The sequence below is a fragment of the Mesorhizobium sp. WSM4830 genome (assembly GCF_055811495.1).
Map to the genome: position 1 here is coordinate 47,671 of NZ_JBVVQI010000024.1, position 23,194 is coordinate 70,864.

The window sequence follows — 23,194 nt, forward strand, 5'->3', positions numbered from 1 at the left end:
GCCCGAACGCCCGATGCAATGGAAGGTTCCGGCGCGCAGCGGTAACGAAATAATAATTCGAAGGAAGCACGGCCGATGGTCCGGCCGGAGGTAGGACTTAGGTACGACGCCCCGCCGGACAGAGGGCTCCGGTGGCTTATCGGCTGGCGAGGACCATGCGGTTGCCTTCGCTGTCGCGGAACTCCGCCACCGTGCGCCCCGGCTGCCACGTCGCCTCATGCGGTTCGGTGACGATCTCGACGCCGCCCGCCTTCAGCGCCGCGATCATTGCTGCGACATTTTCGTCGACCAGCACCAATACGGGCTCCGCGCCGGGGGTTTCGTCGGCGCGCCTGATGAAATGCAGGTTCGTCACGGCATGCGGAAACGCCAGCTCGATCCAGCGCCAGCCGTCATCGCCCATCTTCTGGTCGGCCATGACCTGACAGGCGAGATGCCTGGTGTAGAACGCCTTGGCGCGGTCCTGGTCGAACACCGGTAGCTCGGCAAACTGGATATGCATGATCGTCGCTCCTGCTTGATGGCTGCCGCGCAGCCGCCCACGCGCGAAAGACGATGCGGGCAACCGAAAAGATTCTTCGGCAAGGAGAATCTTTTCAGCGCAGCCGGTCGTCCTTCGTTCATACCAACCAATCAGGAGACGACAATGGACTACGCGCTCATTCGATACGGTGTGAACCAAGCCGACCTGGCAGATAATCGCGCGCTGGTCGAAAAAGTGTTTGAAGCGCTGGGCGAGGCTGCACCGCCGACGGTGCGCTATCTCGTGCTCGAGCTGGACGACGGCTCGTTCGTCCACATCGTCGGCCAGGACGGCGATTCGTCGGCGCTGACCGGGCTTGCCGCCTTCAAGGCGTTTGCGGAAAACCACGCCGAACGCCGTTCGACCCCGGCAATGCGATCGCCTGTCAAAGTCATCGGCAATTACCGTATGCTGGCGGATCAGGAAGCCGGGTAGCGCCTGCATGCCGCTCGCGCAGAAACGGGATGCTACGCCGAAAATGAACAGGGCGACTTTGGAGGCGATGCTCGTCGGGTTGCGGCCAAGGCTGCATCGCTACTGCGCGCGCATGGCCGGCTCGGTGATCGACGGCGAGGATATCGTCCAGGAGGTGCTGATCAAGGCGCTGCAGGCGATCGACGGCGGCGCCATGGTCGAACGGCCGGAGCAATGGCTGTTTCGCATCGCCCACAATGCCGCGCAGGATCACCTGCGGCGGCGCAATCGGGAAAGGTCGCGCATGACCGAGGCCGACATGAGCGTGATCGAGGATCCCTCCGGCAGCGCCGACAGCCGGCTCGCCGCCCAGACCGGCCTGCGCTCCTTCATGCAGCTTTCGGTGCCGCAGCGCAGCGCCGTGATCCTGGTCGACGTGCTCGGCCTCAGCCTGCATGAGACCTGCGAAGTGACCGGCGCGACGCTCGCCGCCACCAAGGCCGCGCTGCATCGCGGGCGGGCGCAGCTCAAGCTGCTGGCGCTGCAGCCCGAGCAGGCGCTCGCCCCGAGACTCGATGCCGACGACGAGCGCCGGCTGCGGCACTATGTCGACCTGTTCAACGCGCGCGACTTCGACGCGGTCAGGGCACTGATCGCCGAGGACGTCCGGCTCGATGTCGTCAACCGCGTCCGCCTGCGCGGCAAGGCCCAGGCGTCGACCTATTTCGGCAATTACGACCGTTTCAGCGACTGGACATTGTCGCTCGGCTTCGTCGACGGCAGGCCGGCGATCCTCATCCGCGACCCGCAAGCGGCCGACGGCGCCGTGCGCGGCTTCATGCTGGTCGAATGGGCGGGCGATGAGGTCATCCAGATCCGCGACTTCCGCTACGCGCCGTGGTGCCTGGTCGACGCGGAGATTGAAACGGTCGAAGGGTGAAAGCCCGGCCCCTTCACAATTCCTTTTCGGCCAGTTCGCGAAAGGCGTCGGGAACCGACCGCTGTAGTCCGAGCGCGACCGAGGCATAGCCGACCGCCTCCCAGCCGAAGCGGTCGCGGATCTTGTCGATGGCGCGATCAGCGGTCCAGCGCGCCGCGCCCTTCCGGGTACCGGGGCGGCGGCGGTCGTCGTCGAGCCCGAGCGGCAGTTCCAGTTGCAGGCCGGCATGCTGCTCCAGATGCGATACGGCGATCGCCAGCAGCGAGATGGTCTTTTCGTGCGGATGGTCGATGAGCACCTTGCGCACCAGCGCCTCGGCGATCTCGGCCAGCATGGCGGTTGCCGATATCGGCTGGTCGAGCGTGATCGAGCGCGTCACCGAGCGCAAATCGGCAAAGCGGACGCGAACCGTGACGGTGCGGCCGGGCCGGGATTTTGCCCGCAGCCTCGTGGCGACCCTGTCGGCCAGATGCAGCAAAGCGGGTACGAAGACGTCCTCGTCGGCCGGTTTTCGGCCAAGCGCCGATTGCGCGCCGGCCGATCGCGCGCGGCGCTGCGTCTCGAGCTTGCGCGGATCGCGGTTCCACGCCAGCGCGTTGAGTTTTTCTCCGGCCGCCGGCCCGAGCAGGCGCTCCAGCGCGCCACTGTTGGTCTTGGCCAGCTCGCCGATGGTGTTGACGCCGATGCCGGCCAGCCGCTCCCTGGTGACCGGGCCGACACCCCACATCAGCTCGACCGGCAGGTGATGCAGGAACTCCAGCTCGTGGCGCGGATCGACCACCACCAGCCCGTCGGGCTTTGCGACCTGTGAGGCAATCTTGGCCAGATGCTTGGTGCGGGCTACGCCGACCGAGATCGGCAAGCCGAGCTCGGCCCGCACGCGGCGGCGGATCTTGCCGGCGATCTCGGCCGGCGAGCCGAACAAATGGGTGCAGCCGGCGACGTCGGCAAAGGCCTCGTCGATCGAAATCCGCTCGACCACCGGCGTGAAATCGCCGAGCACCTTGATCGCCGCATCGCCCAGCCGCTGATAGTCCTTGAAATGGCCGCCGACGAAAATGAGTTGCGGGCAGAGTTCCCGCGCCCGCCGACCCGGCATGCCGCCGCGCACGCCGAACGCCTTGGCTTCATACGATGCGGCAAGCACCACGCCGCCGCCGACGGCAATCGGCTTGCCGCGCAAGGCCGGGTCGAGCAATTGTTCGACCGAGGCATAGAAGGCATCCAGATCCGCGTGGAGGATGTTGGCTTCCATCCGGCCCGTTCGCCCGCGGCGGCTCGAACGCCGCATTGTCTCGAGTTGTGATAGGAACATAAAGAGAAAATTAGCCGCGGATTGTCAAGCAGCGGAAGCTGCCGCAGAGACGGGCGGTCGGCAAAGTTCGGCCGCGCAGCCGATCGCGGGCCTGCATCAGCGCGAATCCCAACAGGTTCTCGCCGCGCCACAGCAGCGGGTTCACCGCCCTCTCGTCATCCGCCGCAAGACCGATACCCCACACCCGGTCGACAGGGCTCGCCTCGACCAGCACCTGGTCATGCGTCGACAGCAGATATTCGCGCAACGCCGTGTTCTGACGGAACTTCTGAAAGCTTCCCTCAGTCACGATGCGATATTTGTTGGCATCCCATTTGGCCCCATCGAAGCCGCTCACCTGCCGGCCAAGCTGCTTTGCCTGCTTGGGGCTCGTCGCCCTGGGTTGCCGTCTGAGCATCACCGAACAGGCGTGCCTTCTCGGCCATCATCCAATGTTCGGCAGTCGAATAGCTCAGGCCATCGACGGTAAAGGGCGCATGCCACCACTGGCTGAAGCACGACGTGGTCATGCGGCCGTCCTTGGACGGCTGATGGCCCCAGAAGAACAGGAATTTCTGCCGGGTCTTTGCGCGAAAGGTTTTTTCAAGCCAGGTTCGGTCGTAAATCATGGGCGGATGGAGCAGGGCGAAAGGCCGGCTTGTCAATGCTCGGCTGTGAACTCTTGCTCGCTGAGCCTGCGCATCACGCAGCCTATGTGTTTCGGTGCCGGGCCTAACGCCTGCAATGCTATACTGCGGTTCGGCAATCTGCATCGACGATGGATATTGTCTCCGCCCCACCCGGCCATGTGAAAACGTACTCGATACGTTTGATCCGGCGGCTGGCGAGCCATTTGCCCAGCGTCTTGCACTGCTCCGTATAAGCGCCCGATTCCCGAAGGCCTTTGAAGAAGATTTCGTCCAGCGGTTGCGTCGAGGACAGGTGGTAAGTGAGAAAGCGGTGAGAGAACGATACATTCTCCATCGTTACGCTGTCCGTTGTCTGCGGCAGCCCTGCATTCATCCGAACCAGATCAGCCCCCGTAAGGGCCGGCGCCGGAAGCCGGCCGAAATTAACGGACAGCGAGAGGACGATAATGAACAAAAAGGCTACAATGCCTATCTTGAACCACCATTGCAGGACCGCACCGACGATCGCGGCAAACAGGATCTGCACACCAATCCACGGAAGCCAATCGAGCGGATTCCAGTAAAGTTCTCCCCAAATCTCGTGCAGCACGTCAAGCATTTACACCCGCCAGTGGTACGCTAAGGACTGTCAGCCTCCCAGTCCGCCGGATTCTCGTACAAGTTTCGGGAAATCGCGGCAACGTATCGAAAACGGACAGCCCGCAAAAGGCGGAAAACCGACCTACAACCCCATCTTGTAGCCGAGATGACTGGCGGTGAAACTGAGGCGTTCGTAGAAAGCGTGCGCCTCCAGTCGACCTTTGTCCGTGGTGAGTTGGACGAAGCTGCAATTGCGCGAACGGCACACTTCAATCGCCCATTCGATCATCAGCTTGCCGACGCCGCGAGAGCGCCATTGCCGGGCGACGCGAACGCCTTCGATCTGGCCGCGCCATGCGCCTTTCCTCGAAATGCCTGGAAGGAAGCTAAGCTGCAGCGTTCCGACCACTTGCCCGGCCTCGACGGCCACGGCCAGCAACTGGTTGGGATCGGCATCGATTGCGCTGAAGGCATCGAGATAGGATGGCGCAAGCGGCGTGGACGGGTCTTCCCGGTCTGCGCCGAGCACATCGTCGGCAAGCATTGCAACGATCGCCGGCAGGTCGGGCGCCTGGGCACGACGGAATTCGATCTCGCTCATCGCGCGGAGACATACGGCGCGACGTCGGCGATCGCAATATCCGTTTTGACTTGCAAGGGGGGCGCCTTCAGGCGGTCTCGAGCGCCCAGAGACGATGGCCGTAGAGGCGGAAGAACCGGGCGAAGAGGCGCTGCTGCCTGGCGCGGGCGAGGTCGGCGGCGCGCCTTTCCTGCCGCCAGCGCGGCATGTTGTGGAACATCGCCAGGAAGCGTGCGGCGTCCTCGAGTGCCTCCTCGGCTGACTGCGCCGGGCGGATCGCCACCAGGAACAGAGCGCGGCTCGGCTTCATCTGGTCAATCGCCGCCTTGCGCTGGCGATGACCCTGGCGTGCCTTGCGGATGCCGTCCTGGCGGATGGCCGCGAAAGCGGCAAGCATGGCCGGGCTGTCGCCGCTATAGCCGCAGGCATGGGCGAACTGGTCCATCGTCGTTCCCTTGCTGCCGGCCGGCTGCGGTTCTGTGGCTCGCGCGGATTCCAGTCCGCACCAGATATAAGCATAACTCAAATAATTGAACAAGTGAAACTTTCACGGTGATGTAGCGGAACCGACTCGACTCCGCTCTGAAAACCGATAATTATATGTGAACAAAGCAGGAACAATGATGGGGATGGCCATGGCATTGGTAGGCAAGGAAGCGACGATCGCCGATGTTGTGTCGATTGCCGTCGAGTGCATCGATTGCGGCCGAAACAGGTGGTGGAAGCCGGCTGAGCTCAAGCGGCATGGGGTGATGCCGGAGACACCGCTGGCCGCACTTTCAGGGCGCCTGATCTGCAAGGCCTGCAGGGCGGACGGCCTGCCGGGCGCGGCCGTCTCGATCCAGACCGCCTTCATCGACGACCGGCAACGGACCCGCGCCGAGGCGCGGATGCTCAACGGTCGAGACCTGGAGCAATCGAGGCGGGCTTGAGGGGAGGAACTTCCTTCTCCCCTTGTGGGAGAAGGTGGATCGGCGCGTAGCGCCGAGCCGGATGAGGGGTGCTGGAAGAAACTCGGCGTTAAAAAATATGGAACGATTTTAAAGCCTTACGTAGCGATCCGTCCGGCACCCCTCATCCGACCGAGCTTCGCTCGGCCACCTTCTCCCACAAGGGGAGAAGGGAAAGCGGTCCCTCAATACCCCAGCAATTCCTTGAGCGGGATGACGCGGAAGACGTTCTTGATGGCGTAGCGGTTGAAGGTCAGCGTCTTCGGCGGGTTGTACTGTTCGACGATCAGCTCAGCGGCGGTGCGCTTGACCAGCTTCTTGATGAAGGCCTTGCCGTTTTGCTCGTTCTCCTCGGGCAGCGTCTCGATCACCACATGGTCGCCGGGCACGGCGTCGCGGCCGCCGCAATAGATCATCTCGCCGGGCTCGTAGCGCGGCACCATCGAATCGCTCAGCACGTGCAGCGCAAACACATTGCGCAGATGCCGGATCCCCGGCGGCCGCTGGACATAGCCGGCCGGCTGGCCATTGAAGGTGAAGTCGCCATCGTCGCCGCCGACGGCGGTGCCGAGAAGCTGGATGTCCATCGGCCCGGCGGGCAGGGGGCCGGGATCGGTGACGATCTCGGCATCGGCGACCGGTCCGGCATCTTCGAGGAAGACGACCTCGCCCTTGCCGAGTGCCACCGGGTCGACGCGCAGGAAAGCGGCGGTCTTCAAGAGGTTCTCGGTCTTGGGCAGGTTGCGCCCGGTCTCCCAGTTGCCGACGGCAGCGACGTCGGTGTCGTTGTGCTCGGCAATGTGACGCATCACCAGGCCGCGCTGCTTGCGCGCCCGGCGGATCGCCGCTCCGACCTTGATCGACAGTGCAGTTTTCGCCATGGCTCCATCTGAGGCATAAGATTCGGTTTCGTCTATGCAAGAATCGCTTGCATTATGATTTGAGTTATGCTTTTATATGGGCATGCACAAGTCGCTTCACCAGCTTTCCGTCATCGAATCCGTCGTTCAGCGCGCCGGCAGCGCTCGCCTGGGGGCGGTACCGCAAACGATCGCCAAGGCCGTGCCAACCCTTTCCCCTTCGTCGCGGCTGTCCTCCTCCCCGGCCGGGACGATGCCCGAGGCTCGCGCCTCGGATCCGGCAGCGCAAGCGGCCGGAACGGCCGGAGCCGTTCCCCTCACGGCTCCGGCCACGAATTACCTGCCGGCCGGCAATCCGGATGCTGCGGTTTCCTGCATCCGCACCGAAGACGGCACGGTCATCGCCTTCGACAAGCGGACGGGCAAGGCAGCGTCCGGCGCAACAAGGCAGGCGGCCGAGATGAAGCTCGATCGCAGCGGACCACGCGAAGGCTGACCGGCTTTCGCGCCTGAGGCCGGCGAAGCCGGCACCGCACACAACCATCTTTGCAGGGAATGAAACATCATGGCCGCCCGCTATTCCGCCTCGGAACTGGAACAAATCGAGAACTGGCTGATGAGCGGACTGTCGGCCGCGAAGATCGCGACCCGGTTGACCGCGCTGCGCGGCCGCCCGGTCTCACGCGCGGCCATCATCGGCATCGTCCACCGCACCGCCCGTTTGCGCACCATCGGCCTTGCCAGATCCAAGGGCCGGTGTGGTGGACGCTCGGGCGGCCGGCTCGGAAATTCGGCGCCTGAGCCATCAAATGCCGCAGGCCAAGCGGAGGCGGCTCCGAAGGCCGAGCCCCGCTGCCGTCCCGCCAGGCTGTCGGCCAGGCTGGCGCCGCCGGCCTGGCAGCCGGGTCCGGCTCGGATTACCGGGACCGATGGCGCGCCGCTCGAAATGCCGGCGCCGCGGCCGATCGCCGCCGGCGGCCGCCAGCCGCATTTCGCCGCCATGCGCTTCATCGATTGCCTGTTCGAGCGCTGCCGCGCGCCGCTCGACACGACGCTGCAGGAGGATGCGGAAAACGACGCCCCCGGCAGCCGGCCCGGTTTGGACATGCTGTGCTGCGGACTGCGCACGAAGCCATCGAAAAGCTACTGCGCCTATCACGCGGCGCGCTTCCTGCGCACGCTGCCGGCCGAAGTGATTTGAGCCTGCTGGATGACGGAAGTTCGCCAGAGACCGACGACGGAAAACCAGGAGGACCGAACCGATGAGCACCAAAACCGTCCAGAAGATCAAAACCAGGCTGCCGCGATTGCCGAAGGGCGAGGCCGAGCAGGTGCGCATCCGTAAGGAGATCGGTCATGATTTCGCGCTGAAGGACGACCGGTTCGGCCGCAAGCGGCTGGCCAAGGGGACGCAGGAGGGCGCGCGCCTCTATGAGGTCTCCAATGACGGCCACACCGCGACCGGCGGCATCGTGCGGGTGCGCAATGTCGACCCGCTGAGCGGCCTCACCTCGCTGTCGCGCCAGCAGCGCGAGGCGGGCATGCGCTACCGCCAGGATTTTCGCGACTCGTCGGAGGCAACCGCCAAGCCGATGGCGTGGGCCGAGCGCGTCGACGGCGGCCGCACCGGCAGCGGCGTCGCCGAACACATCCTGTCCGCCGGCCGCGACCATGCTGAGGCCACCAGGGCGCTTGTCCATTGGGAGATCGCCGGCATCGTGCAAAAGGTCTGCTGTGCCGACACAACGGTCAAGAGCCTGGCGGAACAGGCCGGCGAGCCGCGCGACGTGGTGGTGAAACTACTCAAGATCGGGCTCGACATATTGGCCGTGCATTACGGCATGATGCTGATGCGCAAGCCGAGATGAGAAGCCCCGCCGATCCGGCCGGCACTACCGGCCGGATCGATCCGTCAACGACGGCAGACACGGATTCTTTCGATGATCCGGTGGTGATGACGCCAGTGCCTGATGACTTCGGTATGGCAGCGCCGGTGGTACCGGTACCGGTAGCGCGGCGCGTAGTCCTCGTTATAGACATCATAGCGGTAACGGGGGACGTACTCATCGTCGTAATCGGAATACCGATGGTGGCGATAATAATAGTCGTCGTCATAGCCGTTGCCGATGCCGATCGTGACGCTGCCGCCGGCGTTCGCCGGGCCGATCACGGAAGCCGCCGAGGCGACGGCGATCACCGAGGCAAGCAGGAGCTTCTTCATAGCTACCTCCTTCTTTAACGTCCCTCTAATAGAAAAACCCGCGAGGGGCAGCCTCGTTCCATAGATTGACAAGATGTAACGAACGGACGAGCCCGAAGTTTAGCCTGCTGGCGCGAAAATGCCGCTGGCTGCGGCGGGGGTCGGATCGCCGACGCAGCGTGGCCGCTCCTCTCATCAAACAGCGGCAATCGCGCGTCAGTCCCGTCTTTTGCCAACGTCTGCCTACAGAACATGGCCCAATTCCAGCAAAACGAAGGCGGTCGCACCCAGCACAGCGAGGGCGTAGGCCGCATAAAGAACAAGCAGCATCACCTCAAAGTCCCGGACGAAGCTTGCGGCAATCCTGGTCTCCTTGGGCTCCGCTTTCTCGACGCGGTCGGCTTCCAGCTGCTCCGTTGCCACGACGAGGCAGACGATCCTGTCGTTGTCGGCCGCCTGTAATATCCGTTCGGTCAAATCGACGGCAATCACCGGGTCGTCGGCCAACTGATCCCGCGGTAGCCGGCTTTCAGTGACGGTCTGGATTTCACGCTTTCTCACGCACGCATAATTGCGTCGACTAAATTAGGTTCCACTAAAATACATAGATTGCCTCGGACCCGATCGCCATGGGTGAGGCGTGAGCCCAGCTGGGCGGGGAACCCCCGCCCGAGGCCCGCATTTGTCGGCTGTCGAGGCGAATCTCGATCCGCATCCTCCGATCAAAGGGCGCGGGCTTCTTCATAGGCTGCTACGATGTGCCAGTGGGTAGATCGCAATGCTAAAGCTGCCAAACCTTCATATCGCGAACGCAGCGCCGACGTCTTCGGTACTGACCGGTTATGACGAAGATCGCATGCTTACTTATATCCGGCTGCTCGACGCTTCGGCGGAAGGAACCGATTGGCGCGAGGTCGCCCGCATCGTTCTGCATATGGATCCGGAGCGGGAGCCGGAGAGGGCTTTCCGGGCGTGGGCGACACATCTGGCGCGTGCACGATGGATGACCAGGAAGCGGAACGAACTGCGCCAATTGCATGATGAGTGGTGGGGATGAGCACCGTCTAAACGGAACTGCCGTCCCGGTCTGGCCGTTGAGGGAGAAGGCCAACATGGAAAAGCGACCAATGACTTCTTGGCCAGCCAATACTTTCGAGCTGTGCTGCCTTCTTGCAGTTCCGCTGTCGCTGATCCTTACGGTCTTCCTGGCTGGTCTTATCCTTAGCTGACGCCCGAGCTGACGCCCGGGATGGTTGCTTGCCGGGGGCCGGTGGGTCGGATCCGACAAGATCCGGTACCGTTACTTTACAGCCGCCGCCATCACATCCGAAAACAGCGCCCGCTCCACTGCCGGTTCCAGCGTTTCGGCGAAGGGCGTCGCCAGGTGGTGGCGGTCGCGGAAGGCGAGTTTGCCGTCGATGAAGACATGGCAGGTGGTCTGGTCGCAAAAGCGGTCAGTCATATCGATGTAAGCAGCGTTCGGTGTCGAGCGCACGATATCGCGCTCGACGGTGGCGATGTCGTCGTTTGCCGCCATGATCCGAGGCGTGTCGCATGTCGCGGGCGTCTGGCCCCGCCACAGCGCCCGCGCCACGCATTTGTCGGCGTAGTTTGCATTGTAGGGAACGTCCCTGATGACGGCGACCTTGATGCCGGCCTGGCTGAAGGCTTGAAGCGTCCAGGTGAGGCCCGTCCGCCACTGCGCTTGCCAATCGGCGTGCTTCAACTCCTCGGGCGATTCCTTCATCACATTGCCGATCGAGAACTCCGAGATCACCACCAGTTGCGGGTGCAGCGCGATGATGTCCTTGACGGACTGCTCGCGCCATTGATCGCATTCGGTGTAGTCGCGCTTCAGCCGCCAGTTCCAGGTCGTCACCCGTGAAGCCCGGCAGGAGGATTTGAGAAAGGTGACGACGCTAAAATTGTTCTTCTCGGCCGCCTTGATCAGCGGCGTCGACCAATGGTCGGCATGCGAGTCGCCGAACAGCACGACCGAGCGCTGGGCATCCTTGCGGCCGAACATGCAGGGTTTTGGCTTGACGGTCTCGAAATCGAGCACGCAGCCGCCATTGATCGCGCGCACGGTGGAGAGCTGGGCGGCACTGTCGGCGATGACGTGCTGTTCGGGGCTGAGATTGTGCTCGGCAAAGCGCGCATTGCCATAGGCGGCGACCACGCCGGCGCCGGTCAGCGCGACGGCGGGCACCAGCGCCCGCGCTGCTCCGGCCATCAGCCAGCCGTTGCGGCGGACCGGGTTCTCGATGAAATGATAGGTGAACATCGACAGAAGCAGCGTCAGCGCCGCGCAGGCAAAGCGGTCCAGGATGGACAGGTTGGGCGCCACCATCGCCGCATAGACGATTACCGGCCAGTGCCAGAGATAGAGCGAATAGGACAGCCGGCCCAACCATTGCATGGGGGCCAGCGCCAGCACGGCGCTCGGCAGATTGCGGCCGCCGCTGCCGCTGAGCAGCAGCAGCACTGTGCCGGCGACAGGCGCCAGCGCATTCACCCCGGGAAACGGCGAATCTTCGTCCAGCATCAGATAGGCCCAGGCGATCAGTGCCAGACCGAGGCATGCCTGGAGAGTGGCCAGTAATGGCCGGTCGCGCCAGATCTTTGCCGGCGCCATGGTCGCGAGGCCGCCGGCGGCGAATTCCCAGGCCCTGAGCGGCGAGAAATAGAAGGCCCAGGGCTGCGACACTTCCGTCAGCCAGGCGCAGGCGGCGAAGGAGGCCGCGCCGGCGACGCCGATGACGACGATAGCAGTGCGCTTGCCGGGGCGTAGCCATGCGGCGGCAAGCAGTAGCGCCGGCCATGCCAAATAGAACTGTTCCTCGACCGAGAGCGACCAGAAGTGGATGAACGGGTTGTTGGTGGCGTCGGCGGCGAAATAGTCGAACGACCAGCGGATCAGCCAGAGGTTGATCATGTAGGCGGAGGCGAACATGGCGCCTTTCGAATAGAGCGCCTGTTCCTCCGGCGACAGGATGAAGTAACCCGCGAACAGCGTGGCGAGGATGACGAACAGTGCCGCCGGCAACAGGCGCCGGGCGCGCCGGGCATAGAAACGCCAGAGGTTCAGCCGCCCGGTCTCGGTGATTTCCGTAACCAGGTGGCGGGTGATCAGATAGCCCGAGATGACGAAGAAGATGTCGACGCCGGCAAAGCCGCCGGGTAGGCCGGAGAGACCAAAATGGAAGGCGATGACACCCGCCACCGCCAGTGCGCGCAGCCCTTCGATGTCAGGCCGAAATGATGCCGACACAATCACCTCATGCAAGGAATACCCACCTCGCAAAGGCTCGACCCGATGCGCCGATATTGCAATGCAACAAATCTAACGCAGTGCAACATAGAGGGAGGGCGCGGCTCCGGCAGCTCCTCGCGTGGGCGATTCACTCACGTGAGCGATTCGAGAGCGACTGATATGGAAGCGAAGCGCAGGGTGCCGAAGCGATCACGCCTTTTTCAAAAACTCGGTCTTCAGCACCAGGCCCTTCACCTGCTTGGTGCTGCATTCGATCTCGCCGGGATTGCCGGTGAGGCGAATATTCTTCACCAGCGTGCCGCGCTTGATCGTCTCCGACGTGCCTTTGACCTTGAGATCCTTGATCAGGTCGCGGAGTCGCCCTCGTGCAGCGCGGTGCCATTGCTGTCTCTTATGATCGCGTCGGTCATGGCAGGTCTTTCGCGGGGCTCCGGTGCGGAGGCGGTTGGGTCATTACCCGGCCTATCTCACGGTTGGCGGCGAGGTTCAAGCGTGCTGGGATCATGCCCACTGGGTCAAGCGTGCCGGCAGCCAAACGTTCCGGCCGGCAATGCTATGCGGACGGCCAACCGGAAAACCCGGATTGCGAGCAGAACTCCCTGGGCGGTAGTGGCATTGCCGCTCCGCGACATGCGCTCCGACCAGGCGGTCATTCCATGCCAATGGCGCCACGGCAATCGAACAAAAGCCGTGGCCTTCATTACGCGGGTATTCCGGCACGAGTTCGAATAGCTGAGCGCCCGCCGGTGCAGACAAGAACGTCGCACGATGGCGGAGCTGCCCGCCCTATCGCTTGGTCCGTTATTGCAATCGGCAAAAAGCCGGCGGTCACTTGTTGAGCTGCATGGCCATCTTGCAGAAGTCAGCATGCGTCTTGGCAATGCCTGCGTCGCTGCATTCCTTCAACAGCATGGCCCGGTCGCTTGTGGACATGGCCATCCATGCCGCCTTGAATTCGGCTTCCGACTTCATGCTCTTCATGCCGGCGTCGGTGAAGAAGGGCGTCATTTTCTGCGGATCGTCGAGCGCCGAAGTGCCAGTTGCACCGGCGGCAAGCGCTGCGCCGGTCATCATCGAAAGCGCCATCGCGCCCATGCAAAGCATCTTGATGTTCATGATCATTCCTCCTGAGCTGCTGCTTTGAGGTTGTCCATCAGCGATCTACGAAGGAACGGCGTTTTGACCCAAAAGTTCCACGTTCTGGCGCAGGCATGGAACAGGATTGCCCGTGACGCCATTAATGCAGAAAATTCTACCATGACTGAATTTGCGGCGCTGCCGACCAGGGCAATCGGCGTCCAGCTGGGTGAGACGCTACGAAGTTGCACGCCGGCTCAATATGCCCGATCATGGCGACGGCGGGGCGGAGGTACCAAGTGGCGGCAAATCGTCGAAACGGCGCGCACCTGTCGGAGCCCCGGCGGGCGGGCATTGTTTCCGCGGCCAGGGCGCTTCCGCGCACATCCTTGCCCAGCGTAGCGTCGGTCGTGACGGCCGTCGCGGCGCTCTATTTCGGGCGCGAGGTCTTTCTGCCGATCGCAATCGCGCTGCTGCTTACCTTTGCGCTCGTACCCATGGTTTCGGCACTCAAGCGAGCCGGCATTCCGCGTCTTCCTGCCGTAATCGCCAGCGTGCTCGGCGCATTCACGGTGCTGGCGCTGTTCTCCTTCATCGTCGCCACGCAGGTCAGTGAACTGGCGCAGAACATTCCGCTTTACCAGGCGAATATCCTGACCAAGGTCCGGTCGCTCAAGGAAACCGGCGTCGGCGGCGGCATCGTTTCCAGATTGAGCCGGGTGATCGAACGCGTCGGCCAGGAGCTCGACAGACCCGAGCCCGCACAACCCGCCGCCGATCAGCCTCCGCGGGAACCGATCCCGGTCGAAATCGTCGCGCGCGAACGACCGCTCGAGGTCCTCCAGAATCTGATCGGCCCGCTGCTGAGCCCGCTGGCATCGGCCGGACTGATCGTCGTGGTCGTCATATTCATGCTGCTCGAGCGGGAGGATCTGCGCGATCGCTTCATACGCCTCGTCGGCTACGGCGACCTGCATCGAACCACCGAGGCGCTGCAGGATGCCGGCAAGCGCGTCGGCCGCTACCTGCTCATGCAATTGGTCGTGAACATCGTCTATGCCGTCCCGATTGCAATCGGACTTTGGCTGCTGGGCATACCCAATCCATTGCTGTGGGGTTTGCTGGCGCTGGCGCTGCGCTTCGTCCCCTATATCGGCCCGGTCATCGCGACGCTGTTGCCTCTGTTCCTGGCGCTGGCCGTGGCGCCCGGCTGGTCGCTCGTGCTATGGACCGCCGGGCTTTTCGTGGTGGTGGAACTGATCACCGGCAACGTGATCGAACCCTGGCTCTACGGCTCGCGCACCGGGCTGTCGCCGTTGGCCATCATCGTTGCGGCGATCTTCTGGACCTGGCTCTGGGGCCCATTGGGCCTGGTTCTGTCGACGCCGCTTACGGTCTGCCTCGTCGTGCTCGGCCGCCATGTGCCGCAGTTCGAATTCCTCGACGTTCTGTTCGGCAACGAACCCGTGCTCGAACCGCACGCCCGGCTTTACCAGCGGCTGCTGGCCGGCGATCCCGAGGAAGCGACGGACCATGCCGAGGAGATGCTGGAGGAAAAATATCTGGTCGAGTTCTACGACGAGGTCGCGATTCCCGCACTGCTGCTCGGCGAGCAGGACCGGGTGCGTGGTGTGTTGAGCGATGAGCAAAGACAGCAGGTCGCGGGCAGCGCGCTGACGATGGTGGCCAACCTCGACGACAGCGCGCAGGAGGAGGCGGAAGCGGACGACACGGCCGCAGCCGAGGACAACGGCTCAGGCGAGGACAAGCAGGTTCAGGGGGAGGACGACACCGAACTGCCGGATGGCACGGGCATGTCGGTGCTGTGCGCCGGAGGGCGCGGCGAACTCGACGACGCGGCTGCCGCCATGCTGGCGCAGGTGCTCGAAGTCCAGGGCGCCACGGTGTTGAGGGCGAGCTTCGCCGAGATGGAACCGGGGAGCATTCGCCGCCTTGAGCTCGACGCCGTCGATACCGTCGTCGCCGGATTTTTGAACCCGGATTCCGTCAAGCACGGCCGGTTCCTGGTCCGTCGGCTGAAACGCGCCAAACCAAGCTTGCGGGTGGGCATCGTGTTGTGGTCGGAACCCGACAGCGACAACCAAGAGGCAGATGCCAGATTGGCCAATGAGATCAACGCCGATTTCGTCGCACACGACATGGTCGGCGCGGTGCTCGGTGCGTTGTCCAGCGCTCCGCCGGTGGCGCTGAAGACCACCGCCAAACGCCGCATGCGCCGCCTGGCGCCGGCGCGCAAGAAAGAGCCGCTCGCCGCGGCAAAATGACCGCGGCGAACGACCGCGGCAGGTGGGGTTATTACTGTTTTCGCGAAAGACGGATCAGGTGCTTCGCAAGGGTCGGGCTTAACCGTCCGGACAGTGGCGCAGCAAAGGGCGTACCCCTCACACAGTCCAGAAATAGCGCACCGTATGGAAGAAGACCGGGGCGGCGAAGACCAGGCTGTCGGCGCGGTCCATCATCCCGCCATGGCCTTCGATCAGATGGCCCCAGTCCTTGACGCCTTGATCGCGCTTGATGGCGGAGGCGACCAGCCCCCCAAGAAAGCCCATCAGGCAGGCGATGAAGGCGACGCCGGCTGCCTGCAGCGGCGAAAACGGCGTCAGGAACGACAGCAGCGCACCGAGCAGGCTCGACGCCGCCAGCCCGCCGACCAGCCCCTCCCAGGTCTTCGACGGCGAGACCGTCGGCGCCAGGAGATGCCGGCCGAACAGCTTGCCGAAGATATATTGCAGCACGTCGCTGCCTTGCACGGTGATGATCAGGAAAGCGATCAGCAACAGGTTGCGGCCTTCGAAGCCTGGCACCTCGAGCGTCAGCAGCGCCGGCACGTGGCTGACGCAGTAGACCGAAATCATGACCGCCCATTGTTGCGCCGAGACACGCTCGAGAAAGCGCTCGGTATCGCCGTGCAGCGCTGTGATCGCGGGCATCAGCAGGAAGCAGTAGACCGGGATGAAGATGGTGAACATGCCGTACCAGGCGGTCCATACCAGCCAGTACTGGAACGGGATGACGATGCCGAACATGCCGAGCAGCACCCAGTGGTCGCTGCGGCGGCTGTGTGTCAGCGTCACGAATTCGCGCAAAGCGGCGAAGGAAATCAGCGCGAACAGAATGGTCATGCCGGGACGGCCGAAAAAGAAGGCAACGGTGATCGCCACCACCATCACCCACCAGGCATTGATGCGCTGGGTCAGGTTGACCAGCGCCGGCGACAACGGCTTTGGCGCGCGCCACGACAAGACGCCGGCGACGATGCTGGCACTGATCAGCACCGCCAGCAGGCCGACAATCAGAATGAGGGTTTCGTGCATCATCGGCAGCATTTTGCCTTGGTCCTCAATCGTCTCGCTGCGGCCGGGGGTTCAGCGCCAGCAGCGTTTCGCGGGCGCGGTCGAGAAAGGCGCGGCGTTCCTCACCCGGTTGAATGGCGATCGGCGCGCCGAAGACGACGCGGCAAAGCAGCGGCACCGGCACGAATTGCCCCTTGGGCAACACCCGCGACATGTTCTCGATCCAGCACGGGATGAGTTCGACATCGGGCCGCGCCATCGACAGATTGTAGAGGCCGGAGCGGAACGGCAGCAGCGGTTCGTCGGTCATGTTGCGCGTGCCTTCGGGAAACAGGATCAGCGAATGGCCCTGGTCGAGCACCGACAGCATGATCGAGATCGGGTGCTGCGTTTCGTCCGTCCATTGCCGGTGGATCAGCACGGAAGACAGCATGTCCTCGGCAATGAAACGGCGCAGCCGCGTCTTGCCCCAATAATCGGCGGCCGCCACCGCATGGGTACGGGCGCGTTCCTTCTCGCTAAGGCAGGCCGACAGCAGGATGAAATCGCCGTGGCTGGCATGGTTGGCGAAGTAGATGCGCTGCCGGTCCGATGGCTGGCTGCCGTTCCAGATCGGCCGCACGCCGGTGACCACCCAGGCCAGCGCCGACAGGCCGACCGAGGTCACCGTCTGCAGCAAGGTATAGGTGCTGACGCGAAGCTTTGTCATGGACGGGCTCAAAAGAATGCCGCGACGACCGAGGCGGCCGCGAACAGACTGAAGGCGATGCGCTGCCTGGCGAGCAGGCGGCGCGTGCCGGCCATCCGCTGGTCGAGCGAGCGGCCGCCGGCCGCCGTGGGTTTCAGCCGCATGCGCGCCAGCACGTCGTCGATCGCCGCACAGCCGCCTGCCTCGCTGGCGTGGCTGGCCATCAGCCGGAACAGCAGCGCGTCGAACAAAAGCAGGGCCGACAGAATAATTGTGGCTATGGCACCCGCGGCGGCGATCAGCCAGGCCGCTGCGGACAGCGACGATGTTTGCGGCGCAGCCGCCAGGCCGATGACCGGCGCAGCCAGCAAGGCAGCAGCAATCAACAGCAGCGGCCATGCCACCTGCACCATCAGCCCGGCGGCGAACGCTTCGGCCTTGTCACGATAGGCGGTCATGTCGCCGCGTCCATGCCAAGATGCACCGGCCGGCCCGCGGCGGCGAGCTGGCCTCGCGCCTGATCCGGCGTCGCGGCCCGGCCGCTGGCGACCAGCCATTCGGCGACGACGGCGGCGCTGCGTTGGAAGCCGAGCGCACAGCAGACCAGCACCGTGCCCTGGCTCTGCGCCGTCTCGATCGCCGCCACCGCTTGCGCACGCGCCTCGCGAGACGGCGGCAAAAGGTCGACCATGGGCAGGCTCACCCAGCGGATCGAGGCGCCACGCGGCCTTTCCAATTCGCCGGCAAGATCGATCACCGTGCCGAAGGCGTCGGCCTCGGCGGCGGTCGGAAAACGGCCAAGGCAAACACCGTCGGCGATGACGATCTGCGCCGGAAGCTTTCGCGTCCATGCCCAGACATTGACCTTGGCGGCAACCCGGTAGGGCCACAGCAGAAGACGGCTGGCCAGCGACACGCGGCCATCGGCTGTTTTCTGGAACACCTTGGCGCCGGCGCCGGCATAGGCGAAAGCGACTATGGCCAGCGCCAGTGCCGGCCACAACAGGATGAGCCACACCGCCGAGACCAATGCCCCGGCAGCGGCGCCGGCCAGCGCAAGGCTTGCGCCAAACGCATAGAACAGCGCCAGCCGCCGCGCGTTCGGATCAGCGCTCAGGCGGAAGCCGGCGAACGGCAGCTCGCCGTCGCGCGGAAACAGCCACAGGGCGAAAAGGCCGAGCAGCGCGCCGGTTGGAATGTCGACGAAATGGTGCTGCCACGTCGTCAGCACCGAGGCGCCGATCAGGAAACACCAGACATGCCAGGCGAAGCCGGCGATGCCGGTCAATCTGTGACGCCAATGGTCCCAGATGATGACCAGCAGTGCGATGTGCAGTGACGGCGCCTGATTGAAGGGTTTGTCGAAGCCGCCGAGCACGGCGAACATGAAGCCGGGCAGGCCGCTCGTCTGCGGGCGCACGAAGGTCGCCGTCAGCGGGAACAGGATGAAGCAGGCGACGGCGACAATCTGCGCCGTCAGATAGCGGCCGGCAAGGCGGTCGACGCCGCTCTTCGAATTGTTCAACAGCAGCGACAGGCCATAGAATAGATTGATCGACCAGTAGGGCATGATCGTCCAGGCAAGGAACGGGATGCCATGCTCCCAGCCGAAGACGATGCTGCCGACATCGTCGCGCCGCGACGCCAGCCAGTTGGCGAAGCCGTAAGTGGCGTAGAAGAACGGTGCCAGAAATGCCAGCCACAGGGCGGCGCGCAGGACTATCCCGGGATACGGCTCGCGCGGCAAGGCCGGAAGGGCAGGGGCATCGCGAGGTAAGGCAGAGGTAGGCAAATCCATGCTCAGACGCGCCGCGCGACCGAAACGGTGAAGATGCCCCACTGGTCGATGCGCTGGTCGAGCTTCTCGAAGCCGGCGGCCGCCACCAGCTGGTCCATCTCGGCCTGCGTGCGGCGGCGCATCACCCAGGCCTGGCCGCCGCGGTGCGAGGTCAGGCTGCGCGCGATCATCTCGAGCTGCGGATGCCAGGGCTGGTTGGTGTAGACGAGCAGGCTTCCGGGCTGCATGGCGCTGGCCAGTCCACCGAGCGAGCGGCCGATCATGGCATTGTCGGAAAACAATTCGTAGAGCCCCGAGACGATGGCGAGATCCGGCGCCGGTTCGAGCCCGGCCAGCATCGTGGCGTCGAAGGCGTCACCTTGATGGAACGAGACGGTCGCCGGCAGCCTGCGCTCGGCGATCAGCTTGCGGCCGAGCGAGACGTTGAGCTCGGAGAAATCCTGCAGCCGAACGCTTGCCGGTGGCTCGGCGCATTTCTGCACGGCATCGAGCACGTAGCGGCCATGGCCGGCTGCGATATCGACGATATGGACCGGCCGGCCGGCGGCCTTGAGCGAGGAGGCGGCGCTGCCGATCAGCTCTTCCAGATGCAGCTTGCGCTGGCGGATGCCGCGCCAGCCGATGGCGTCGAGAAAGGTGCGGTCGATCATGCGGCCGATGGGGCTGATGCCGCGCGCCTCGTTCTCGTAGACATAGTCGAGCGTCGAGCCGGAATCGAAGCCGGTGGCAATCCCTGTCTTCATGCCGGACGACAGCCAGGCGCCCATGCGGATCGAGGCGCGGCTCATTGCCCAGTAGAGGCCCCTGGGCGACAGCAGCGGCAGCGGTGAGGCCAGCCGGTCGGCCTCGTCGCGTGTGTAGCCGGCGCGATCGGCCTCGATCAGGTCGACCGGCTTTTCCGGCGCCGCGAATTGCTTTTCGAGGAAAGGCCTGATCAGGTCGAGTGCCTTGTGGCGGTCGCGCTCGCCCAGCGTGTCGTGAAAGAAGCCGGCCAAAACATGCCGCTCCTTGGCCGGGCTCGCCAGATTGACGAAAAACTCGTGCTGCGGTCCATGCCGCACCACCCAGTCGCTGCCGGAAATCAGAACCTGTGTCGGCACGGTGATGGCGCGGGCGTCGGCGACGATGCGCGCGGCATGGTCGTAGAGCTCGACCAGGATGTTGGAGGCGATCGGCCGGGTGATCAGCGGGTCGGCGTCGAAGGAGGCGATGCGTTCGGGGTCATGCGTCAGGAATTTCGCCTTGACGTAGGAATTGACGAAGAAGCGGCCCTTCAGCTTCTGCCACAACGCAATGCCTTGCTTGGCGAAGGGCACGTAGAGCTTGACCGAGAAGGCCGGCGAGGCCAGCACCAGGGCGCGAATGTCGGGCGCGTAATCGTGCACCCAGGCGGCAGCAAGCACGGCGCCGAAGGATTGCGCGATCAGCGCGATGTCGCGCCGCGCAAACCCGTCGCTGCCGATCTCGCCCACGAAACAATCGATGTCGCGCACCAGCGCGGCAAACGACGGCGCATAGCCGCGTTCGCCGGCGGAGCGGCCATTGCCGCGCGCGTCCCAGGCATAGAAGGCGTGGTCGGGCATCTGGAGCTCGTCGACCAGATGCGCCATGCGGCCGCCATGCTCGTGGCCGCGGTGGAACAGCAGGACGGCGCCCTTGCGGTTTTCCGACAGCGCCGGCCAATAGCGATAGAAGATCTCGGTGCCGTCATGGCTCTTGAAGCTGCGCTCCTGCGCCACCCGCTCGATGTTGGCTGAAGCCACTGCGGCAACCGTCTGTTGGTGAAGCATGTTGTTCTCCCTGGCGAGACCGAATTCAGCTGCCGCTCCCGTTAAGGCCGCTGCGTATCCGGTTGATGGCGGTCGCCAGCGAGAGTGTAGCCATGGCCGGAAACACGAGCGGCGTGAGCGCCGGGACCCACAGGCCGGACGCGATAAGCACGGCGAGGATGCCGAGCGCCAGCGCCCGGTCGCTCTTGCCGAACGGGCCGGCATAGTTGCGCCCGGTTCCTGCGGCGATGCCGAGCACGCCGGCGAACTCCGTGATCATCGCCGCGATCGCAAACGCAACGACGCCCCAGGCAGGAAAAAGGACGGCAAAGGCCAGGATCAAAGCGAGATCGGAGACAACGTCGCAGAGCTCGTTGAGATACATGCCGAGCGTCGAGGCCTGGCCATGTTCCCTTGCGAGCATGCCATCGATCGCATTCAGCGCCATTCGCGTAAACAGCACGAGCGGCATCAGCAGAAAGACCACGCGGTGGCCGGCAAGGGCTGCCACCACAAAGCCGGTGGCGAGCGAGAGGGCCGCGGCCAGCAGCGTGATCTGGTTGGCGGTGACGCCGGCCCTAGCCAGGCCATCGGCAAGCGGCCGCAGCCTGGCCTGGAAGGCCGGTTTCAGCGCATAAAGCGTCGGCATATGCGAACCCCCCGGCCGCGGTGCAAATGATGTTGGCGAGGATGGGCAATTGGCGCGCAAGACGCAAGGGCGGCTGCCTGCCACTTTTCGAGATCCGGTTGTGTCGACGCTAGCTTTCGCTGTTGCCATCGTCGCCCAGGAACCGTGCGGGCAAGCTTTCTTCGGCCGCCGCCCAGGCGCGACTATGATAACGCCGCAGGACGAGAATGCAGGTCGCGAACAACACGAACGGCCTGCCCATTTGCGCGACGAAGGACAAGGCAATCGTTGCACTCGAGACCGAGGTCAGGAACAGATCGGCTCTCTGGTTCGCTTCCTGAATGGTCGCGGCGCGAGCGTTTTGCAGCACGAAATGCTCGGTCGTCAGGCACTGCAGGGCGTGCTGCGCCTGGTCAGGCGGAACCGGAGCGTCGGGAGAACGGGTCATCGACATTTGCCCTCTTCCAAGAGCCGGCGCTCCCTGGGTTCCGCCGGCCCCATTTCGGCGACCTGTGCTTTCGATCTGGTTGTCGTCCGCCGCAAGTCAAGGCCCGGTGGTTTTCTTGTGCCGGATCGTTGCGCCAAATCTCGCAAAGGGGGCGCCGTCGGCGAAACAGCCAATCTCCCCACTTGAGGGGGAGATGTCCGGCAGGACAGAGGGGGGCGCTGTCCCGCAAGCCTTGCTGATCTAAGCCCGGCATCCGAGCTCAACGCATGTCTACCGAGCCAAGCCAGCCGCAATCACGATGTGCTGACAGACATTGTCGATATCGCGAATAACGTCGTCGTTCCAGAAGCGCAGGACAGTCCAGCCCAGCCTTGCAAGCCTTGCACTTCTGCCAGCGTCCGATCCCGTGGCTTCGAGTTCGGCGTGCTGGCAACCATCCAACTCGATGATCAGCTTTTTGTTCGGGCAGGCAAAATCGACGATATGGCCTGCGATTGGCATCTGCCGCCGAAATGCCAGCCCCATGAGACGATGCGCCCGGACTTCATTCCAAAGCTTCAGTTCGGCGTCCGTCATGGCCCTGCGCATTTTGCGCGCATTGCCGCGGTTGTTTGCAGGCACTGGGTGGTGAGTCATTTGCCCATCGGCCCTCTGATTTGTCTGGTTACTAGCTGTTCTAATTTCGATAGATTCGAGGGACAGCGCCCCCCTCTGGCCTGCCGGCCATCTCCCCCTCTAATGGGGAGATTGGCGGTTTCGCCGGCTGGCCTCAGTCGCCAACGCTGACTTCCCCGGCGGTTATTGTCTGCTGCAGGTCAAGACCCAGATTCTTCTGTTGCCGGGCCCATTCCCGGCACTTGCAGATGGAGCTGACCATGACACGCGACGAGATCATTTCTGTGCTGGGCCCGGTCGACGAAGCCGTGATCGCCGACATTGCGGCGACGGACGGGACGGTCCAGGAATTGCGCGAGGCCCTGGCCTGGATCGCCGCCGACGAGGCTCTGGTGAACGAGGGCCGGCCGCTGCCGACGGCAAGGGTAGCGACGCTGATCGAACTGCTGCAAGGGCCGGACGAGGACGAATAACCGGCTGTAGCCGCGATGCTCTTGAACCGCGCCCCATGCTCTTGAACCGCGTAAAGAGGCGAACCATGTCCTTCAGCGGCGCCGGCCGGCCGCTGGCACCGCCAGCATAGCGTTGCTTGC

General features: G+C 64.1%; 29 protein-coding genes and 1 pseudogene. 9 read left to right on the plus strand and 21 right to left on the minus strand.

The features are described from left to right. Nucleotides 1-136: 136 nt before the first annotated feature. Nucleotides 137-502: a VOC family protein gene (locus AC0L2Y_RS25465; protein ID WP_473560324.1), complete on the minus strand. Its 366-nt coding sequence runs from the start codon at nucleotides 500-502 to the stop codon at nucleotides 137-139. 144 nt (nucleotides 503-646) lie between these two features. Here AC0L2Y_RS25465 and AC0L2Y_RS25470 point away from each other — a divergent pair, with 144 nt between their 5' ends. Continuing rightward, the gene (locus tag AC0L2Y_RS25470; RefSeq protein ID WP_473560326.1) at nucleotides 647-958 is read left to right on the plus strand and encodes a hypothetical protein; all 312 of its coding nucleotides are present in this window, start codon (nucleotides 647-649) and stop codon (nucleotides 956-958) included. A gap of 43 nt (nucleotides 959-1,001) precedes the next feature. Next, entirely contained in the window at nucleotides 1,002-1,877 is an 876-nt protein-coding gene (locus tag AC0L2Y_RS25475) for a sigma-70 family RNA polymerase sigma factor (RefSeq protein ID WP_473560328.1), read from the plus strand. 13 nt (nucleotides 1,878-1,890) lie between these two features. Here the strand turns inward: AC0L2Y_RS25475 and dinB are convergent, their stop codons facing one another. From dinB to AC0L2Y_RS25505, 6 genes are all read right to left on the minus strand, one after another. Then, complete coding sequence (gene dinB / locus AC0L2Y_RS25480) at nucleotides 1,891-3,132, minus strand: DNA polymerase IV (protein WP_352490043.1); 1,242 nt, start codon at nucleotides 3,130-3,132, stop codon at nucleotides 1,891-1,893. Between the two features lie 70 nt (nucleotides 3,133-3,202). Further along, nucleotides 3,203-3,589, minus strand: a complete 387-nt coding sequence (locus tag AC0L2Y_RS25485; RefSeq protein ID WP_473560329.1) for an NADAR family protein — start codon at nucleotides 3,587-3,589, stop codon at nucleotides 3,203-3,205. After that, nucleotides 3,474-3,800, minus strand: coding sequence for an NADAR domain-containing protein (locus AC0L2Y_RS25490; protein ID WP_473560331.1), 327 nt, complete (start codon nucleotides 3,798-3,800; stop codon nucleotides 3,474-3,476). Before AC0L2Y_RS25490 ends, AC0L2Y_RS25485 begins: the two co-directional genes overlap by 116 nt. Nucleotides 3,801-3,918: 118 nt before the next feature. Beyond that, nucleotides 3,919-4,419, minus strand: a complete 501-nt coding sequence (locus tag AC0L2Y_RS25495; protein ID WP_473560333.1) for a hypothetical protein — start codon at nucleotides 4,417-4,419, stop codon at nucleotides 3,919-3,921. A 123-nt stretch (nucleotides 4,420-4,542) separates the two neighbouring features. After that, nucleotides 4,543-5,001 (minus strand): GNAT family N-acetyltransferase, encoded by a 459-nt coding sequence (locus AC0L2Y_RS25500; protein WP_352490049.1) that lies wholly within the window; start codon nucleotides 4,999-5,001, stop codon nucleotides 4,543-4,545. Nucleotides 5,002-5,068: 67 nt separating this feature from the next. Further along, on the minus strand, nucleotides 5,069-5,425 hold the full coding sequence (locus AC0L2Y_RS25505; protein ID WP_352490051.1) for a hypothetical protein: 357 nt from the start codon (nucleotides 5,423-5,425) through the stop codon (nucleotides 5,069-5,071). Nucleotides 5,426-5,615: 190 nt separating this feature from the next. Between AC0L2Y_RS25505 and AC0L2Y_RS25510 the strand changes: the two genes are divergently transcribed. Further along, nucleotides 5,616-5,912: a hypothetical protein gene (locus AC0L2Y_RS25510; protein WP_473560335.1), complete on the plus strand. Its 297-nt coding sequence runs from the start codon at nucleotides 5,616-5,618 to the stop codon at nucleotides 5,910-5,912. A 203-nt stretch (nucleotides 5,913-6,115) separates the two neighbouring features. On the opposite strand, the gene AC0L2Y_RS25515 is transcribed toward AC0L2Y_RS25510, so the two are convergent. Continuing rightward, nucleotides 6,116-6,811 carry an XRE family transcriptional regulator gene (locus tag AC0L2Y_RS25515; RefSeq protein WP_292663302.1) on the minus strand — a complete coding sequence of 232 codons (696 nt, stop codon included), beginning with the start codon at nucleotides 6,809-6,811 and terminating at the stop codon, nucleotides 6,116-6,118. Between the two features lie 76 nt (nucleotides 6,812-6,887). Here AC0L2Y_RS25515 and AC0L2Y_RS25520 point away from each other — a divergent pair, with 76 nt between their 5' ends. From AC0L2Y_RS25520 to AC0L2Y_RS25530, 3 genes are all read left to right on the plus strand, one after another. Beyond that, complete coding sequence (locus tag AC0L2Y_RS25520) at nucleotides 6,888-7,286, plus strand: hypothetical protein (protein ID WP_473560337.1); 399 nt, start codon at nucleotides 6,888-6,890, stop codon at nucleotides 7,284-7,286. A 69-nt stretch (nucleotides 7,287-7,355) separates the two neighbouring features. Continuing rightward, on the plus strand, nucleotides 7,356-7,991 hold the full coding sequence (locus AC0L2Y_RS25525) for a GcrA cell cycle regulator (RefSeq protein ID WP_473560339.1): 636 nt from the start codon (nucleotides 7,356-7,358) through the stop codon (nucleotides 7,989-7,991). Between the two features lie 61 nt (nucleotides 7,992-8,052). Beyond that, on the plus strand, nucleotides 8,053-8,658 hold the full coding sequence (locus AC0L2Y_RS25530; RefSeq protein WP_352661502.1) for a DUF6456 domain-containing protein: 606 nt from the start codon (nucleotides 8,053-8,055) through the stop codon (nucleotides 8,656-8,658). Nucleotides 8,659-8,702: 44 nt separating this feature from the next. On the opposite strand, the gene AC0L2Y_RS25535 is transcribed toward AC0L2Y_RS25530, so the two are convergent. Both AC0L2Y_RS25535 and AC0L2Y_RS25540 read right to left on the minus strand, forming a co-directional pair. Beyond that, entirely contained in the window at nucleotides 8,703-9,011 is a 309-nt protein-coding gene (locus AC0L2Y_RS25535) for a hypothetical protein (RefSeq protein ID WP_254819673.1), read from the minus strand. Nucleotides 9,012-9,233: 222 nt separating this feature from the next. Continuing rightward, on the minus strand, nucleotides 9,234-9,497 hold the full coding sequence (locus AC0L2Y_RS25540) for a hypothetical protein (RefSeq protein WP_352490059.1): 264 nt from the start codon (nucleotides 9,495-9,497) through the stop codon (nucleotides 9,234-9,236). 271 nt (nucleotides 9,498-9,768) lie between these two features. On the opposite strand from AC0L2Y_RS25540, the gene AC0L2Y_RS25545 reads away from it, so the two are divergent. Beyond that, on the plus strand, nucleotides 9,769-10,047 hold the full coding sequence (locus AC0L2Y_RS25545) for a DUF2285 domain-containing protein (RefSeq protein WP_352490061.1): 279 nt from the start codon (nucleotides 9,769-9,771) through the stop codon (nucleotides 10,045-10,047). Nucleotides 10,048-10,290: 243 nt separating this feature from the next. On the opposite strand, the gene AC0L2Y_RS25550 is transcribed toward AC0L2Y_RS25545, so the two are convergent. The 3 genes and pseudogenes from AC0L2Y_RS25550 to AC0L2Y_RS25560 all read right to left on the minus strand — a co-directional run bounded on the left by AC0L2Y_RS25550 (nucleotide 10,291) and on the right by AC0L2Y_RS25560 (nucleotide 13,380). Then, nucleotides 10,291-12,261: an acyltransferase family protein gene (locus AC0L2Y_RS25550; protein WP_473560341.1), complete on the minus strand. Its 1,971-nt coding sequence runs from the start codon at nucleotides 12,259-12,261 to the stop codon at nucleotides 10,291-10,293. A 192-nt stretch (nucleotides 12,262-12,453) separates the two neighbouring features. Then, nucleotides 12,454-12,674 (minus strand): annotated as a pseudogene (locus AC0L2Y_RS25555) (alkylphosphonate utilization protein). A gap of 418 nt (nucleotides 12,675-13,092) precedes the next feature. Continuing rightward, nucleotides 13,093-13,380 (minus strand): hypothetical protein, encoded by a 288-nt coding sequence (locus AC0L2Y_RS25560; protein ID WP_473560343.1) that lies wholly within the window; start codon nucleotides 13,378-13,380, stop codon nucleotides 13,093-13,095. 260 nt (nucleotides 13,381-13,640) lie between these two features. Between AC0L2Y_RS25560 and AC0L2Y_RS25565 the strand changes: the two genes are divergently transcribed. Next, complete coding sequence (locus AC0L2Y_RS25565; RefSeq protein ID WP_473560345.1) at nucleotides 13,641-15,626, plus strand: AI-2E family transporter; 1,986 nt, start codon at nucleotides 13,641-13,643, stop codon at nucleotides 15,624-15,626. A gap of 117 nt (nucleotides 15,627-15,743) precedes the next feature. Here the strand turns inward: AC0L2Y_RS25565 and AC0L2Y_RS25570 are convergent, their stop codons facing one another. The 8 genes from AC0L2Y_RS25570 to AC0L2Y_RS25605 all read right to left on the minus strand — a co-directional run bounded on the left by AC0L2Y_RS25570 (nucleotide 15,744) and on the right by AC0L2Y_RS25605 (nucleotide 22,622). Then, a complete protein-coding gene (locus AC0L2Y_RS25570) occupies nucleotides 15,744-16,679 on the minus strand; it encodes a phosphatidate cytidylyltransferase (protein ID WP_473560407.1) in 936 nt (311 codons plus the stop codon). 22 nt (nucleotides 16,680-16,701) lie between these two features. Continuing rightward, the gene (locus AC0L2Y_RS25575) at nucleotides 16,702-17,364 is read right to left on the minus strand and encodes a lysophospholipid acyltransferase family protein (RefSeq protein WP_292664595.1); all 663 of its coding nucleotides are present in this window, start codon (nucleotides 17,362-17,364) and stop codon (nucleotides 16,702-16,704) included. An 8-nt stretch (nucleotides 17,365-17,372) separates the two neighbouring features. Further along, on the minus strand, nucleotides 17,373-17,801 hold the full coding sequence (locus AC0L2Y_RS25580; RefSeq protein WP_473560347.1) for a hypothetical protein: 429 nt from the start codon (nucleotides 17,799-17,801) through the stop codon (nucleotides 17,373-17,375). Continuing rightward, on the minus strand, nucleotides 17,798-19,141 hold the full coding sequence (locus tag AC0L2Y_RS25585; RefSeq protein ID WP_473560348.1) for a phosphatase PAP2/dual specificity phosphatase family protein: 1,344 nt from the start codon (nucleotides 19,139-19,141) through the stop codon (nucleotides 17,798-17,800). Before AC0L2Y_RS25585 ends, AC0L2Y_RS25580 begins: the two co-directional genes overlap by 4 nt. 2 nt (nucleotides 19,142-19,143) lie before the next feature. Then, nucleotides 19,144-20,931 (minus strand): bifunctional alpha/beta hydrolase/class I SAM-dependent methyltransferase, encoded by a 1,788-nt coding sequence (locus AC0L2Y_RS25590; RefSeq protein WP_473560350.1) that lies wholly within the window; start codon nucleotides 20,929-20,931, stop codon nucleotides 19,144-19,146. Nucleotides 20,932-20,956: 25 nt separating this feature from the next. Beyond that, a complete protein-coding gene (locus AC0L2Y_RS25595) occupies nucleotides 20,957-21,559 on the minus strand; it encodes a CDP-alcohol phosphatidyltransferase family protein (protein WP_352490075.1) in 603 nt (200 codons plus the stop codon). A 109-nt stretch (nucleotides 21,560-21,668) separates the two neighbouring features. Next, nucleotides 21,669-21,992, minus strand: a complete 324-nt coding sequence (locus AC0L2Y_RS25600) for a hypothetical protein (protein WP_473560351.1) — start codon at nucleotides 21,990-21,992, stop codon at nucleotides 21,669-21,671. Nucleotides 21,993-22,256: 264 nt separating this feature from the next. Then, entirely contained in the window at nucleotides 22,257-22,622 is a 366-nt protein-coding gene (locus AC0L2Y_RS25605) for an endonuclease domain-containing protein (protein WP_473560352.1), read from the minus strand. A gap of 239 nt (nucleotides 22,623-22,861) precedes the next feature. Here AC0L2Y_RS25605 and AC0L2Y_RS25610 point away from each other — a divergent pair, with 239 nt between their 5' ends. Then, on the plus strand, nucleotides 22,862-23,074 hold the full coding sequence (locus tag AC0L2Y_RS25610; protein WP_352490081.1) for a hypothetical protein: 213 nt from the start codon (nucleotides 22,862-22,864) through the stop codon (nucleotides 23,072-23,074). Nucleotides 23,075-23,194 lie beyond the last annotated feature (120 nt).

What these genes read in the sequence shown, in the direction of transcription:
- AC0L2Y_RS25465 (WP_473560324.1), bottom strand. Translation starts at nt 502, where the DNA reads ATGCATATCCAGTTTGCCGAGCTACCGGTGTTCGACCAGGACCGCGCC.
- AC0L2Y_RS25470 (WP_473560326.1), top strand. Translation starts at nt 647, where the DNA reads ATGGACTACGCGCTCATTCGATACGGTGTGAACCAAGCCGACCTGGCA.
- AC0L2Y_RS25475 (WP_473560328.1), top strand. Translation starts at nt 1,002, where the DNA reads ATGAACAGGGCGACTTTGGAGGCGATGCTCGTCGGGTTGCGGCCAAGG.
- dinB (WP_352490043.1), bottom strand. Translation starts at nt 3,132, where the DNA reads ATGGAAGCCAACATCCTCCACGCGGATCTGGATGCCTTCTATGCCTCG.
- AC0L2Y_RS25485 (WP_473560329.1), bottom strand. Translation starts at nt 3,589, where the DNA reads ATGCTCAGACGGCAACCCAGGGCGACGAGCCCCAAGCAGGCAAAGCAG.
- AC0L2Y_RS25490 (WP_473560331.1), bottom strand. Translation starts at nt 3,800, where the DNA reads ATGATTTACGACCGAACCTGGCTTGAAAAAACCTTTCGCGCAAAGACC.
- AC0L2Y_RS25495 (WP_473560333.1), bottom strand. Translation starts at nt 4,419, where the DNA reads ATGCTTGACGTGCTGCACGAGATTTGGGGAGAACTTTACTGGAATCCG.
- AC0L2Y_RS25500 (WP_352490049.1), bottom strand. Translation starts at nt 5,001, where the DNA reads ATGAGCGAGATCGAATTCCGTCGTGCCCAGGCGCCCGACCTGCCGGCG.
- AC0L2Y_RS25505 (WP_352490051.1), bottom strand. Translation starts at nt 5,425, where the DNA reads ATGGACCAGTTCGCCCATGCCTGCGGCTATAGCGGCGACAGCCCGGCC.
- AC0L2Y_RS25510 (WP_473560335.1), top strand. Translation starts at nt 5,616, where the DNA reads ATGGCATTGGTAGGCAAGGAAGCGACGATCGCCGATGTTGTGTCGATT.
- AC0L2Y_RS25515 (WP_292663302.1), bottom strand. Translation starts at nt 6,811, where the DNA reads ATGGCGAAAACTGCACTGTCGATCAAGGTCGGAGCGGCGATCCGCCGG.
- AC0L2Y_RS25520 (WP_473560337.1), top strand. Translation starts at nt 6,888, where the DNA reads ATGGGCATGCACAAGTCGCTTCACCAGCTTTCCGTCATCGAATCCGTC.
- AC0L2Y_RS25525 (WP_473560339.1), top strand. Translation starts at nt 7,356, where the DNA reads ATGGCCGCCCGCTATTCCGCCTCGGAACTGGAACAAATCGAGAACTGG.
- AC0L2Y_RS25530 (WP_352661502.1), top strand. Translation starts at nt 8,053, where the DNA reads ATGAGCACCAAAACCGTCCAGAAGATCAAAACCAGGCTGCCGCGATTG.
- AC0L2Y_RS25535 (WP_254819673.1), bottom strand. Translation starts at nt 9,011, where the DNA reads ATGAAGAAGCTCCTGCTTGCCTCGGTGATCGCCGTCGCCTCGGCGGCT.
- AC0L2Y_RS25545 (WP_352490061.1), top strand. Translation starts at nt 9,769, where the DNA reads ATGCTAAAGCTGCCAAACCTTCATATCGCGAACGCAGCGCCGACGTCT.
- AC0L2Y_RS25560 (WP_473560343.1), bottom strand. Translation starts at nt 13,380, where the DNA reads ATGAACATCAAGATGCTTTGCATGGGCGCGATGGCGCTTTCGATGATG.
- AC0L2Y_RS25570 (WP_473560407.1), bottom strand. Translation starts at nt 16,679, where the DNA reads ATGATGCACGAAACCCTCATTCTGATTGTCGGCCTGCTGGCGGTGCTG.
- AC0L2Y_RS25575 (WP_292664595.1), bottom strand. Translation starts at nt 17,364, where the DNA reads ATGACAAAGCTTCGCGTCAGCACCTATACCTTGCTGCAGACGGTGACC.
- AC0L2Y_RS25580 (WP_473560347.1), bottom strand. Translation starts at nt 17,801, where the DNA reads ATGACCGCCTATCGTGACAAGGCCGAAGCGTTCGCCGCCGGGCTGATG.
- AC0L2Y_RS25585 (WP_473560348.1), bottom strand. Translation starts at nt 19,141, where the DNA reads ATGGATTTGCCTACCTCTGCCTTACCTCGCGATGCCCCTGCCCTTCCG.
- AC0L2Y_RS25590 (WP_473560350.1), bottom strand. Translation starts at nt 20,931, where the DNA reads ATGCTTCACCAACAGACGGTTGCCGCAGTGGCTTCAGCCAACATCGAG.
- AC0L2Y_RS25595 (WP_352490075.1), bottom strand. Translation starts at nt 21,559, where the DNA reads ATGCCGACGCTTTATGCGCTGAAACCGGCCTTCCAGGCCAGGCTGCGG.
- AC0L2Y_RS25600 (WP_473560351.1), bottom strand. Translation starts at nt 21,992, where the DNA reads ATGTCGATGACCCGTTCTCCCGACGCTCCGGTTCCGCCTGACCAGGCG.
- AC0L2Y_RS25605 (WP_473560352.1), bottom strand. Translation starts at nt 22,622, where the DNA reads ATGACTCACCACCCAGTGCCTGCAAACAACCGCGGCAATGCGCGCAAA.
- AC0L2Y_RS25610 (WP_352490081.1), top strand. Translation starts at nt 22,862, where the DNA reads ATGACACGCGACGAGATCATTTCTGTGCTGGGCCCGGTCGACGAAGCC.